This is a genomic window from Halobellus limi, assembly GCF_004799685.1.
Classification (GTDB): Archaea; Halobacteriota; Halobacteria; order Halobacteriales; family Haloferacaceae; genus Haloquadratum; species Haloquadratum limi.
Genome location: NZ_CP031311.1, coordinates 1271379 through 1284098, shown reverse-complemented (window position 1 = coordinate 1284098; position 12720 = coordinate 1271379). Strand labels below are relative to the sequence as shown.

General features: G+C 69.8%; 11 protein-coding genes. 6 read left to right on the top strand and 5 right to left on the bottom strand.

Translation table 11 applies throughout. The features are described 5' to 3' along the window. The first annotated feature begins 6 nt into the window (after positions 1-6). A complete protein-coding gene (locus DV707_RS06490) occupies positions 7-1464 on the top strand; it encodes a P-loop NTPase (RefSeq protein WP_103990062.1) in 1458 nt (485 codons plus the stop codon). 89 nt (positions 1465-1553) lie between these two features. Then, positions 1554-1934, top strand: coding sequence for a hypothetical protein (locus DV707_RS06485; RefSeq protein ID WP_103990063.1), 381 nt, complete (start codon positions 1554-1556; stop codon positions 1932-1934). Positions 1935-2081: 147 nt separating this feature from the next. On the opposite strand, the gene DV707_RS06480 is transcribed toward DV707_RS06485, so the two are convergent. Next, entirely contained in the window at positions 2082-2741 is a 660-nt protein-coding gene (locus DV707_RS06480; protein ID WP_103990064.1) for an HAD family hydrolase, read from the bottom strand. A gap of 59 nt (positions 2742-2800) precedes the next feature. Here DV707_RS06480 and DV707_RS06475 point away from each other — a divergent pair, with 59 nt between their 5' ends. Then, positions 2801-4090: a DNA double-strand break repair nuclease NurA gene (locus DV707_RS06475; RefSeq protein WP_103990065.1), complete on the top strand. Its 1290-nt coding sequence runs from the start codon at positions 2801-2803 to the stop codon at positions 4088-4090. 30 nt (positions 4091-4120) lie between these two features. On the opposite strand, the gene DV707_RS06470 is transcribed toward DV707_RS06475, so the two are convergent. Then, a complete protein-coding gene (locus DV707_RS06470; RefSeq protein ID WP_103990066.1) occupies positions 4121-4468 on the bottom strand; it encodes a DUF7113 family protein in 348 nt (115 codons plus the stop codon). A 118-nt stretch (positions 4469-4586) separates the two neighbouring features. Between DV707_RS06470 and DV707_RS06460 the strand changes: the two genes are divergently transcribed. Beyond that, positions 4587-6587 (top strand): ATP-binding protein, encoded by a 2001-nt coding sequence (locus tag DV707_RS06460; protein WP_235010704.1) that lies wholly within the window; start codon positions 4587-4589, stop codon positions 6585-6587. Positions 6588-6690: 103 nt separating this feature from the next. Then, complete coding sequence (locus tag DV707_RS06455; protein WP_103990067.1) at positions 6691-7113, top strand: universal stress protein; 423 nt, start codon at positions 6691-6693, stop codon at positions 7111-7113. Between the two features lie 27 nt (positions 7114-7140). Here the strand turns inward: DV707_RS06455 and DV707_RS06450 are convergent, their stop codons facing one another. Both DV707_RS06450 and DV707_RS06445 read right to left on the bottom strand, forming a co-directional pair. Further along, positions 7141-7797 (bottom strand): lactate utilization protein, encoded by a 657-nt coding sequence (locus tag DV707_RS06450; protein ID WP_103990068.1) that lies wholly within the window; start codon positions 7795-7797, stop codon positions 7141-7143. A gap of 150 nt (positions 7798-7947) precedes the next feature. Then, positions 7948-10173 (bottom strand): CDC48 family AAA ATPase, encoded by a 2226-nt coding sequence (locus DV707_RS06445; RefSeq protein WP_103990069.1) that lies wholly within the window; start codon positions 10171-10173, stop codon positions 7948-7950. Positions 10174-10363: 190 nt separating this feature from the next. Between DV707_RS06445 and larC the strand changes: the two genes are divergently transcribed. Next, complete coding sequence (gene larC / locus DV707_RS06440) at positions 10364-11707, top strand: nickel pincer cofactor biosynthesis protein LarC (RefSeq protein WP_103991196.1); 1344 nt, start codon at positions 10364-10366, stop codon at positions 11705-11707. Positions 11708-11795: 88 nt separating this feature from the next. On the opposite strand, the gene DV707_RS06435 is transcribed toward larC, so the two are convergent. Then, positions 11796-12611: a hypothetical protein gene (locus DV707_RS06435; RefSeq protein WP_103990070.1), complete on the bottom strand. Its 816-nt coding sequence runs from the start codon at positions 12609-12611 to the stop codon at positions 11796-11798. Positions 12612-12720: the final 109 nt, after the last annotated feature.

Sequence of the window (12720 nt, the reverse complement as noted above, 5' to 3'; positions counted from 1 at the left end):
TATCATATGACCGGAAACGATCGACGGTTCGACGACAGCGAGGGCGAACAGGGCGGCGAGAGCCGAGACCGAAGCGTAGACGGACGAGACGGGGACGTCGTCGACGAGGTCGACGGCGATGCGGTCGATGTCGACACAGTCCCTGCCGAGGACGTCGACAGCGACGCGGTCCCCCCCGACGACGTCGACACTGATTCGGTCGGTGTCGATACTGATTCGGTCGACGCCGATGACGTCGAGGCGGCGCTCCGGAAGGTGCGTGACCCCGAGGCAGACGTGACCGTCTTCGAGGCGGGACTCGTCGAAGACATCCGCACGCGCGAGGGCCACGTCACCGTCGAGGCCGACCTGAGCGAGTTCCCGCCGTCCGAGGCCGAGGCGGTGACGACGACGATGATGCGGGCGGTGTCGGACGTGCCCGGCGTCGAGCGCGCGCACGTCGAGCACGTCCAGTCGCGTCCGGACGTCGAAGGTCGCAACGTCGGCATCGGGGCGGCCGAGCGCGTGGTCGCGGTCGCGAGCGCGAAGGGCGGGGTCGGGAAGTCCACTGTCGCGACGTCGCTTGCGTGTGCGCTCGCCGCCGACGGGGAGGACGTGGGGCTGTTCGACGCCGACATCCACGGCCCCAACGTCCCGGAGTTGCTGTCGGTCAGCGGTCCGATCCACTCCGACGAGGAGGGGAACCCGATCCCCGTCGACGCCGGCGGGCTGGAGGTGATGAGCGTCGGGCTGATGTCGTCGAGCGCGCCGCTGGCCTGGCGGGGGGCGATGGCGCACGACGCGCTCACGGAACTGTTCGAGGAGACGGCGTGGGACGACCCCGACACCGTCGTCTTGGACCTCCCGCCGGGGACCGGCGACGTCGCGCTGACGACGCTGCAGGAGGCGCCCGTCGACGGCGTCGTCTTCGTCACGACGCCGTTCCACGCGGCCGTCTCGGACACGCACCGCTCGATCCAGCTGTTCGAGGAGAACGACGTGCCGGTGCTCGGCGTGGTCTCGAACATGGGCGAGTTCGTCTGCGAGGAGTGCGGGCACCCCCACGAACTGTTCGACGGGAGCGACCCCCTCGAAGCCCTGGAGATCCCCGTGCTCGCGGAGATCCCCTTCTCGTCGGCGATGCAGGAGACGCCGCGACCGACGCGGGAGGGAACGACCCGACACGCCCGCGAACTCGCCGCCGCGACGAGGGATCGCCTCGAGGAGATCTGGGAGGTGGACGTGCCCGAGACCGCGGTCGATCTGCGCGACGTCCCGCCCGAGGAGCGGCGCGAACGCGTCGCCGAGGCCTTCCGGAGTCTGGAGCCCGACGAGCGGTTCCACGTCGTCAGCGACCGCGACCCGACGCCGCTCCGGGGGTACCTCTCGGAGCTGCTCGACGAGGGGTCGGGAGAGGGAGTCGACTCCTTCGAGGTCAAGCGGCAGAACCCGGAGACGTGGCTCGCGCGGGCAACCGTCCGGTGACGGAGTGCGGAGACGGCGCGTTCGCGGATCAACTGCGGACGGTTGGCCGCGAACGGAGCGTTCTTTTCGCCCCGCGAGGAATCGGGCGTATGGTCGAGGAGCGACTCACGGACGGGCGTCGTATCGCGCAGTTCCTCGCGAGCGAGGTCACCGGTCACGGCGACGACCTCGACGCGCTGGCGGTGACCGACGCCGACCCGGACGTCGAACCGTCGCCGGACGGGACGTTCGCGTACGCGATCGACTGCGGCGGCGAGCGCGTCGCGGGCGTGTACGTCCAGCCCGATCGGGTCCGCATCGAGTTCGAACGGGCCGTCGACCCCGTCGCGGAAGCCGCCAGCGCGGAGGGGCTCCGCGTCCGGCCGAAGGCCGCGGAACCGCCGCGGACGCTCGTGTTCGTCGAGGACGGCGCGCAGGTGAAGTGGCTGCTCCCGGCGCTCCGGGCGGTCGCGGTGTGTTCCGACGGCTGAGAGGGGTTATCGTCGCAATCCATCGATTCGGGTTCGTCCGAATCGAAGACCGCGGCCGGCCGAGGGTCTGTGAATATCCGGTCGGCTACGATGATCCCTATCGAGAGCGCGCCGGTCGGTCGCGGTATGTGCCGACGAGCGGGCCGTTCAGAACGCGTCGAGCAGTTCGGGGAGTCGGTCGACCAGGTCCTCTCGGCGGACGTGGGCGGCGGCCCGCGACGACGGTTCCGGGCCGCCCTCGTAGAGCACCTGGATCGGGACGAGGCCGGCGGCGTCGGCGCCCGCGATGTCGGCGTCGACGTCGTCGCCGACGTAGGCCGTCGCCCCGGCGTCGCTGCCGAGCGCGTCGAGCAGCGCGGCGAAGGCGGCCGAATCGGGCTTGCCGGCGTCGAGGTCGCCGGTCACGAGCGCCGCGTCGAAGGCGTCCGTCCAGCCGAGCGTCGCCAGTTTGTCGCGCTGGGCCACCCGCGGTCCGTTCGTGAGGAGCCCCACGCGGTACTCCGATCGCAGCCGCTGGAGGAACGCCTCGGCGCCCGGGATCGGAACGAGGGCGTCGGCGATCTCCCGACGGTACGTCTCCGCGAGCGTTTCCGGGTCGGTGTCGGTCTCGTGCCCCGAGAGCAACTCGGCGAAGATGGGCGTTCGGCTCTCGCTCGTGAGGTGTCGGCCGTGCACGTCGAGGTACGCCTCACGCGTCAACGACGGGGCGTCCGCGCGCTCGGTGGCGTCCGAGAGGATCGCCGTCCGGTCCCGCGTCGGGACGGCGAGCGTCTCGTCGAGGTCGAACCCGACCGCAGTGATCGTCACGTGCGGGATCAGGGGCCCAGGACGTATGACTTTTCTCGTCTCGTCGCGAGGGAGGGAACGTGACACTGGATCCCGTCCACGTCGACAGCATCGCGGACCTCGCGGCGTACCTCGCGAGCCGCGTGGACGACACCGACCACGTCGACGTCGCCTCGCGGATCTGGGAGGGATTTCTCGACCCGCTGTACGGCCCCGACGGCCGCGCCGTCCTCGAACCGATCGGCGAGCGGCGGCTGCGCGCGGTCGACGCCGAGGACGTCGCGCTGGCGTCGCCGCCGTTCGAGACGGTCCACGGCCTCGACTCGGGGACGATCAACCCCACGACGTTCAAGAACGGGCTGGTCCTCGACCTCGCCCAGGCCGCGATGGCGGCCGTGCCCTCCGATCTCGACCTCCACCGACACAGGAGCATCGTCGCCGCGACTCACGTCACCGACGAGACGGCCGCGATCGACGAGCCCTGGCGGAAGGTCGACGAGGGGTACTGCCGGTGGCGCGTCCTCCAGATCCCGCGGGTCAACCGCTACGCCGAGGGGATCGTCCACGCGCTCGCGCTCTACCTCGCCGAGAGCTCGCACGCGCTTGAACACGCCGACGAGGTCTCGGACCTGCTCGTGCTCGACGGCCCGCTGTACCCCGTCGAACTGCTCAACTGGCGCGAGCGGGACGCGGAGCTCAGAGCGCTCACCGAGGAGCTGAAACCCCGATCGATCGTCGAGAACTACATCCGCCTCGTGGAGTCGTTCGTCGAGCGCGACGTCCCCCTCTGCGGGTTCGTCAAGAACCCCGCCTCGAAGCGGATCGTCGGCACGCTCCGCGAGGGCGACGTCGAGTTCGACGTCCCCTGGGCCGACGACGCCGCGTTCTTCGCCCGCCTGCTCGAACGGCGCGAGCAGCGCGGCGGCGTGGCCGACGGCGAACCGACGCAGGGGGTCGAGGGCCGGAAGACCGACGAGCTGACGTTCACGAACTGGTTCGTCTCCCGCGGCGGCGTCGACGCCACCGTCGCGGCCGACGGCGACGCCTACGGCATCGAGCGAGAGCTGGATCCGACGCTGTACGAGAAGTGCTTCTTCGTCGTGTACGAACCGCGGACGGACGTCTGCTACCGCGTGGAGACGCCCTACGCCTTCGCTCGGGACGCCGAGGTCCGCGAGTCGATCACGCGACAGATACTCGGCGACGTCGCGGCCAACCGCGGGCCGCCCGAGGCCGTCGCGAAGGCCGACGAACTGGCGAAGATCAGCGCCCGCGAGAAGTCCTCGCTCCGACAGAAATTCGCCGAGACGCTCGACACCGACGAGATCAAGCGGTACGACGACGTCCGATGGGGCGACGTCGACCAGTGAGACCGTGTTCGGCCAAGCAACCGTCCAGAGTCAGGACTGCTCGGCGCCCGGCTCCTCCTTTACGACCTCGATCCGCACCTCGGACTCGGGGACGCCGACGCGGGCGAACTGCGTGCGGACGTGGGCCTTCGCCGCTTCGATGGCCCGCTCGCGCGTCTCGAAGCCGCGGGGCATCGGCGACTCGAAGGCGACGTTGACCGTCTCGCCGCCGATAGTGGTCTCGGAGCCGCCGCTCTCGACCTCGTAGAACTCGTCGCAGACCCAGACGTAGGGGGCGTCCTCGTCGGGCGCGCCCTTGTATGAGGGCGCGCGCTCCCCACGCTCGAAGACCGTCCCCGTGAGCGTGGTACCCCCCGCGTGACCGCGAATGAGAAGCATACCGAGGCTTGGGGCTCGGCCGGCAAAAGGGGCGCGGCACACGGGCGGGCAGGGCGTCGCCGACCTCCCGCCGCCGGGCGAGGCGTTTTAGTCGCTGCCGCCGCTGTACCGAGACGAGATGGATCTCGGGGACTTCGAGCCCGGCGGCGAGGACCGCTCGTCCGGGCGGACCAACGACGAGCGGCGGACCGCAGGCGACGCCTCGTCCGCGACGGACGAGAGGAGTCGGGGGAGCAACGGCGGAGGGACTGCCGACGGCGGCGACTCCCCCACCGACGGCGGTGACGGCGACGGGCACAACCCCGGCGAGGACGCGTTCGAGAGCTACGACGTCTCGCCGGCGGGCGAGGACCGGGGGTTGGGTGCGATCGCCGTCTCACAGGGGCTCCGAGTCGCGGAGGACGGCGACGAGACCACGCTCAGAGCGTACGTCACCACCGACAACCGCGACAGCGTCCGGTTGGGCAAGTACCTGCTCGTCCCCTACCCGGACGGCGAACTGCTCTTCTCGCGGATCACCGCCCTGGAGTACGCCCAGGAGTTCCAGACCGACGACGCGACCGAGATCCACGCCCGGCGCGCGATGCGCCGCGACGACTTCGAGGAGCGCGACTACAAGTTCGTCGCGTCGCTCGCGCCGCTGGCGGTGCTGTTCGAGGACCGGAACGCGGCCGCCGCTGACACCGATGTCGGGGACGACGTCGCCGGCGAGGAGAGCGGGGGCGACGGCAGCGGTCTCGGAACGGGCGCCACCGGCTCCGACGACGACGTGCTGAAGCGCCGGATGGTCGACCGCGTCCCCAAGCCCGGCGCGGTCGTCGCCGAGGCGACCGACCCCGCACAGATCAAGACGGGGCTCGCGATCCCCTCCGACGGCGTCTTCCTCGGGCACCTCTCGGTCGGCGGGGAGAAGGTCCGCACGGCGGCCCGTCCGCCGACGATCGACTACCGACTCAGAGACGACTACGCCGACGGCGACCCGCTCGTGTTCCGGCACACCCTCGTCGCCGGCGGGACGGGATCGGGGAAGACGCACGCGACGAAGAACGTCCTGCGACAGCTCCTGGCCGAGGACCGGACCTACGAGATGGACGACGGCCGGTCGGCGCGGCTCGCGGTCGTCCAGTTCGACCCGCAGGACGAGTACGCCCAGATGCACGACGACAACCCCTCGATGGACGAGTCGACCGCGCGGCGCTACGAGCGGGAGGGGATCGTCCACGGCGGCCACGACGACACCATCGCGCTGGTGCCGAAGGAGGACGGCGTCCCCTACGGCGGCGACAACCACCGCGCCGAGCAGTTGGAGTTCACCATCCCGTTCTCGATGGCCCGGGACCGCCCGTGGCTCGTCGCGGGCAGCAGCCTCAACGAGAACCAGTACCCCGCCCTGATGCACCTGTTGAACCGCTTCTTCCGCGAGTACGGCGACAGCGGGACGTACGCGGAGTTCCTGACGTTCCTCGACGACCCCGCCCTGCGGGAGGAGCTCGACGAGTCGGGTCGGGTCCACGAGGCGACGTTCGACGCGGTCAAGCGTCGCGTCCACGGAGTGCCGGACGGCGTCTTCGACCAGTCGGCGCGGCCGATCACCGAGTTGGACCACCAGCTCGTCCGGCCCGGGGGGCTGACGGTGATCCCGACGTACCACCTCTCGACCAGCCGCGCGAAGGAGCTGTTCGTGCTCGCGGTCTCCAGTATGCTGATCGACGACAAGCTCTCGAACGCGCCCGACTCCGAGCGGATCAAGGAGACGCCGCTACTCCTGGGAATGGACGAGGCGCACAACTTCCTCGCGGACGCCGACAACGTGCAGGCGCGGAAGGTCATCTCGAAGTTCACCGAAGCGGCCAAGCAGGGCCGCAAGGAGCGGCTGGGCCTCTTCCTGGTCACCCAGGACCCCCAGGACGTCGCCGAGTCGGTGTTCAAGCAGATCAACACCCGCCTGGTGCTCAACCTCGGCGACGAGGACGCGATCAAGAGCGTGAACATCCCGCCGGAGCTCGAAGACAAGGTCCCGTATATGGAGAAGGGCCAACTCGTCGTCTACTCGCCCGACAACTCCGAACCGGTCGAACTCGTCGGCCTCCCGGTCTGTCTCACACGTCACGGCGAGTGAGACGGGGCGCAGAGAGGCACGCGGTGGGGACGCGTCGGCGCCGGCCGGCCGCGGCGTGACCGCCGGGGTCCGTTTTTTGTACCCCGCCGCTGTATCCGAACCTATGCCGAGGCACGTGCTCGTCCCCGTCGACGGATCTCCGCAGTCGCTGCAGGCGATCGGGTTCGTCTCCGCCGAGTGGGACGACGTCGACGTGACGCTGCTTCACGTCATCAACCCGGTTCAGGCGGGCTATCGCGCCGGCGTCCTCCCGAGCGGGTCCGAGGAGTGGTACCAGGAGGCGAAGGCCGAGGCCGAAGAGGTACTCGACGAGGCCCGATCCCAACTGGAAATCGACGGCGACGTCGAGACGGCGGTCGACGTCGGGCGGCCGGCGGCGACGATCGTAGAGCAGGCGCGCGAACTCGACGTCGACCACGTCGTCGTCGGCAGCCACGGGCGGCGGGGCGTCTCGCGGCTGGTGCTCGGGAGCGTCGCAGAACACGTCGCCCGGCGGTCGCCGGTCCCGGTGACGATCGTGAGGTGAAGCGCCGGTGAGGGACGGCGGCGTCGTTCAGTACCCCAGCTGATCGCGGACGAGCACGACCGTCGTCCGGCCCTCCTCGACTTCCTGGCGGAAGATGAGCTGCTTCGCGATGGCGGACTCGACGCCGTAGGCCTCCTGGGCGCGCTCGTTCTCCAGCGGGTAGGCGACGGATTCGAGCCGATCCAGGGCGTCCTCGAGCGTCGGCACGATCTTGTTCACGCCGCTGACGATGATCACGTTGCCCGCGGCGAACGGATAGGCACCGATCCGGCTGCCAGAGAGGTCCGCGGCGACGAGTTCGCCGGTCTCCGAGATGGCGTTGATGCCGCCGAGGAAGTAGTCGGCCGTCTGGGACTCGCGACGGGCGGCCTGGCGCTCCTCGTCGTCGTCGATGCTCCAGATCTGATCCGGGAGGCTCTCCCAGTCGTGGTCGCCCGCCGAGAGGTAGTCGTCGAACCCGATCTCTTCGAGCGTCGTCGAGTGGCCGTTCATCACGGACGCGCCGGCGGGGATCTGCGAGCGGACGGCTTCGAGCGCGTCGTCGGCCGAGTCGACGATGACGACCTCGAACCCGTTCTCCTCGAGGCTCTCGACGGTCTCCTCGATGGTCTCGTCGTCGGCGAGTTCGTCCAGCGTTGCGTCGATTTCGGTGTCGTCTACGTAGTCGGATTTCTGCTGAGGCATTTGTTGTAGGGTGTCGGTTTCGACACTCCACGGTAGGCCCGTGAGCCACTTAACCTCTCGCGGACACCGGTATCAGGTGGTTACGCGGGCGTTATCGTGGTATCAGGCAGCTGACTCGTCCCGCGAGCGAATAAAAACGGTCCGGGGCCGCTACTGGAAGCCGATCCGCCCGTCGCGACGCCCGCCGAACTCCTCGCGGGTGCCGCCCTTGAACTGGTCCTGCATCTGTTCGTAGTACTCCAGCAGGTCGTCGGTGATTGTCGGCCGGACGGACTCCATCGCCTGCCGGAAGTGCCGCATCTCGATCTCCTCGGCGTCGTCGTCCTCCCGCAGCGCCTCGATTGCGGCCTCGCGGGCGATGGTCTGGAGGTCCGAGCCGACGTAGCCGTCGGTGATCTCGGCGATCTCGCGCAGGCTCACGTCGGGCGCGAGCGGCGAGTCGCGGGTGTGGATCTTGAGGATCTGTTCGCGACCCTCCTCCTCGGGTTGGCCGATGAGCACCAGCCGGTCGAACCGCCCCGAGCGGATCAGGGCGGGATCGATCATATCCGGCCGGTTGGTCGCGGCGATCACCATCACGTCGCCGTTCTCCTCTAACCCATCTAGTTCGGTGAGCAGCTGGTTGACCACCCGCTCGGAGACGTTGTTGCCGGTCTCGCCGCCACGGCTCGGCGCGAGGCTGTCCAGTTCGTCGAAGAAGATGATCGTCGGACTGACCTGCCGGGCCTTCCGGAAGGTCTGCCGGATCGCCTTCTCGGACTCGCCGACCCACTTCGAGAGCAGTTGCGGCCCTCGGACCGAGATGAAGTTCGCGTTCGTCTCGTTGGCGACGGCCTTCGCGATCAGGGTCTTGCCCGTGCCCGGCGGGCCGTAGAGGAGCACGCCCTTCGGCGGGTCGATGCCCATCCGTTCGAATCTGTCCTGGGAGGTCAGCGGCCACTCGACGCTCTCCTTGACGGTCTGCTTCGGGTCTTCGAGCCCGCCGACGTCGTCCCAGGACACCTTCGGGAGTTCGACGAGGACCTCGCGCATCGCCGAGGGTTCGACGTCCGCGAGCGCGCCCTGGAAGTCCTGGCGCTTGACGATCATCCGGTCGATGAGGCTCGGCGGGATGTCCTCCTCGTCGAGGTCGATCTCCGGGAGATATCTTCGAAGGGCCTTCATCGCGGCCTCCTTCGTCAGCGACTCGATGTCGGCGCCGACGAAGCCGTGGGTCTCGTCGGCGAGGTGATCGAGCGAGACGTCGTCCGACAGCGGCATCCCGCGGGTGTGGATCTGGAGGATCTCCTTCCGCCCCGTCTCGTCGGGGACGCCGATCTCGATCTCGCGGTCGAACCGGCCGGGTCGGCGCAGCGCCGGATCGACGCTGTCGACGCGGTTCGTCGCCGCGATGACGATGACCTCCCCGCGGGTCTCCAGGCCGTCCATCATCGTCAGCAACTGGGCGACGACGCGGCGCTCGACCTCGCCGGTCACGTCGTCGCGCTTCGGCGCGATCGAGTCGAGTTCGTCGATGAAGATGATCGAGGGCGATTCCTCGGTGGCGTCCTCGAAGATCTCGCGCAACTGCTGTTCGGACTCGCCGTAGTACTTCGAGATGATCTCGGGGCCCGCGATGGAGAAGAAACTCGCGGAGGTCTCGTTGGCGACGGCCTTCGCCAGGAGGGTCTTGCCGGTGCCGGGCGGCCCGTGGAGCAGCACGCCCTGCGGCGGCTCGATCCCGAGTTTCTTGAAGATCTGCGGGTGCTTCATCGGGAGTTCGACCATCTCGCGGACGCGCTGGATCTCGCTCTGGAGGCCGCCGATGTCCTCGTAGGTGATTCCCCCGCCGGTCTTCTCGAAGCCGGAGATGGGCTCCTCGCGGAGTTCCACGTCGGTGTCCTCGGTGACGAGACAGACGCCGTCGGGTTCGGTCTCGACCGCGATCAGCGGGATCGCCTGTCCGGGCGACCGCATGAAGGGGTGGTTCGTCGAGGACATCACCGGGACGATGTCGCGCTCGACGACCGGCCGCTTGAGGATCTGCCGCTTGACCATCCCGGCGGCGTCGGAGCCGAACTGCACGCTCGCCTCCTCCGGCGGCGCGAGCACGAGTTTCTCGGCCTTCGTCTCCTCGGCCTTCCGGATCGTCACGCGCTCGCCGATGCTGACGTCGGCGTTCTGTCGCGTGAAGCCGTCGATACGGACCGTGTCGGTGTTCCAGTCCTGCCGGTCCGCGCGCCACACCTTCGCCGCGGTGGTCTCGGCGCCCTCGATTTCGATGATGTCGCCCGGCGAGAGCTTCAGATGGAGCAACGTGTCCGGGTCGAGACGGGCGATGCCGCGGCCCGAGTCGTTCGGGTACGCCTTCGCCACTTCGAGTTGAACTTCGTTCATGATTGGGTCGCGGGGATACGTCCCGCCAGTCGGTCGCGGCCGAGGTTAAGTCCTTTCCTGCGCCGTTCCCGACGCGGATCCGTCCCTCGACCGTGACACGCTATGACAATGTTGTCCTCGGGGATACAAATCCTTACCGACAGCGGCATCGATGCGTGGACCTTTGGCCTCCCGCGGCGAGTACTCGCGTATGCGCACACTCGCCTTCGACGGCCGGATGGGTGCCAGCGGCGATATGCTGCTCGGCGCGCTCCTCGCGGCCGGCGCGGACCGCGGGGCGCTCTCTCCCGTCGAGGACGCCCTCGACGTCCGCTACGACGTCGAGACCGTCGACAAGAACGGGATCGCGGCCACGAGCGTTCGGGTGCTGCTCGACGACGAGACCGAGGAGCGGCGTTCGGCGACCGACGATGGGGACGGTGACCGCGGGCACACACACGATCACGGCAACCACGAGCACACACACGACCACGACCACGGAGATCACGAGCACAGTCACGATCACGACGACCACTCGGGTTCGACCCCCGCGGAGGGCCACGGCCCGCACCGCACGTACGCCGAGGTCGTCGAGATCGTCGAAGCGATGGGCCTCCCCGAAGCGGTCGAAGCCGACGCGAAGGGCATCTTCCGCCGCCTCGGCGAGGCCGAAGCGACGGTCCACGACACCGACCTCGACGCGACGCACTTCCACGAGGTCGGCGCGGACGACGCCATCGCGGACGTCGTCGGCGTCGCGCTCCTCTTCGACGACCTCGACGTCGAGCGGGTCGTGACGACCCCGGTGGCCACCGGCGGCGAGACGCGGTCGATGGCCCACGGCGAGTACCCGATCCCCGCCCCGGCGGTCGTCGAGATCGCGACCGACGCCGACTGGTCGCTGAAAGGGGGCCCGGTCGACGCCGAACTGCTCACGCCCACGGGCGCGGCGATCCTCGCGCACGTCGCCCGCGGAATCGAAACGCTCCCGACGCTGAACGTCGACGCCGCGGGCTACGGTGCCGGCGGCTACGACTTCCCGAACCGGCCGAACGTCCTGCGCGCGCTCGTCGGCGACGGCGGAGACCGCCTGGATCGCGAGGAGATCACCGTCCTGGAGACGAACCTCGACGACGCCGCGCCGGAGACCCTCGGGAGCCTCCAGTCGACCCTCCAGGAGGTCGGCGCGCGCGACGTGAGCGTCCTGCCGGCGACGATGAAGAAGTCCCGGCCGGGCCACCTCGTGAAGGTCGTCGTCAGGCCCGAGGACGCCGAGCGCGTCGCCCATCGGCTCGCCGTCGAGACCGGCACGCTGGGAGTCCGCGAACACGGTGCGGGGCACCGCTGGGTCGCGGCCCGCGAGTTCCGAACGGCCGAACTCGACGTCGGCGGCGAGTCCCACGAGGTCGCGGTGAAGGTCGCCGCCGACGCCGACGGGGCAGTCTACGACTACAGCGCGGAGTACGACGACGCCGTCGCCGTCGCCGAGGCGACCGACCTCCCCGTCCGCGAGGTCGCCCGCCGCGCCGAAGAAGCCGTCCGCGGGTCGGAGTGAGAGCCGTCGGCGACGCTGAGTGAGGGCCGTCGGCGACACTGTGTGACCCCGTCGGCGACGCGAATCCTCCCCCGGCGCGTCGAAGCCGCTACCCGTCCGACGGCTCCTCCGCGTCCCCGCCGTCGCGCTCGCGGTGGGTCGCGAGCGCCTCGTCGACGGTCAGTTCGCCGGCGGCGACCCGGCGGGCGAGCCCCTCGTCGATCGTGCGGCCGTCGCTCGAAGCCTCCCGCGAGCGGTCCTTGATGCGCTGGAGTTCCCCCGCCGTGGGATCGATCTCTCGGGAGTCCGTCGCCTCGCCGGAGAGCCGCGCGATGTTGACCGCCGCGAGCACGTCGCCCATCCCGCGCGCGCCGGTGCCGAGATACGGCGTCGTCCCCGTCTCGTCGACGAGTTCGACCGTGACGTCGTCGAGGTCGTTGACCAGCTGTGAGCCCTGCAGGCGCGCGCCGTCGCCGATCCGAACGAGCGGGTCCGGGGCGTCGGCGACCTCCCGGCGGATCGTCTCGACGGCGTCCGCCAGCGGGACCTGGAACGCGGCGACGACGGTGTCGCCCGTGAGCACGGCGATCCCGGGTCGCGTGCCGGGATCGACGCCGACGACCGTCCGGCCGCCGCCGCCGCGGAGGATCGAGACCGCCTCCTCGACCGCGCGACGGGCCTCCTCGGCCGTCGCGACGACGACGTCTATCCCGGGTGCGTTCTCGCTCTCACCGCCGTCGGAGTCGGTGGCGCCGGGGGCGCCGTCCTCGGCGACGGCTCCGTCCTCGGGCGAGCGGATCACCACGCGGGTCCGATCGGGCAGCGCCGCGCCCGGCTTCTGGGTGGTGAACGCCACCCCGCGGTCTCGCAGTTCGTCGACGACGTCGTGGTACAGCTCGAAGTCGTCGGTCGCGACGACGATCACGCTCTCACCTTGCGCCGTCCCAATATAAAAGATGTCGCGAGCGTCGGATCGGTGGGATCCGTCCGTCGCTTCCGAACGCTTTCGACCCCCTGTCGAGCCCTCGGACCGG

What these genes read in the sequence shown, in the direction of transcription:
- DV707_RS06450 (WP_103990068.1), bottom strand. Translation starts at nt 7,797, where the DNA reads ATGCCTCAGCAGAAATCCGACTACGTAGACGACACCGAAATCGACGCA.
- DV707_RS06460 (WP_235010704.1), top strand. Translation starts at nt 4,587, where the DNA reads ATGGATCTCGGGGACTTCGAGCCCGGCGGCGAGGACCGCTCGTCCGGG.
- larC (WP_103991196.1), top strand. Translation starts at nt 10,364, where the DNA reads ATGCGCACACTCGCCTTCGACGGCCGGATGGGTGCCAGCGGCGATATG.
- DV707_RS06455 (WP_103990067.1), top strand. Translation starts at nt 6,691, where the DNA reads ATGCCGAGGCACGTGCTCGTCCCCGTCGACGGATCTCCGCAGTCGCTG.
- DV707_RS06490 (WP_103990062.1), top strand. Translation starts at nt 7, where the DNA reads ATGACCGGAAACGATCGACGGTTCGACGACAGCGAGGGCGAACAGGGC.
- DV707_RS06445 (WP_103990069.1), bottom strand. Translation starts at nt 10,173, where the DNA reads ATGAACGAAGTTCAACTCGAAGTGGCGAAGGCGTACCCGAACGACTCG.
- DV707_RS06485 (WP_103990063.1), top strand. Translation starts at nt 1,554, where the DNA reads ATGGTCGAGGAGCGACTCACGGACGGGCGTCGTATCGCGCAGTTCCTC.
- DV707_RS06470 (WP_103990066.1), bottom strand. Translation starts at nt 4,468, where the DNA reads ATGCTTCTCATTCGCGGTCACGCGGGGGGTACCACGCTCACGGGGACG.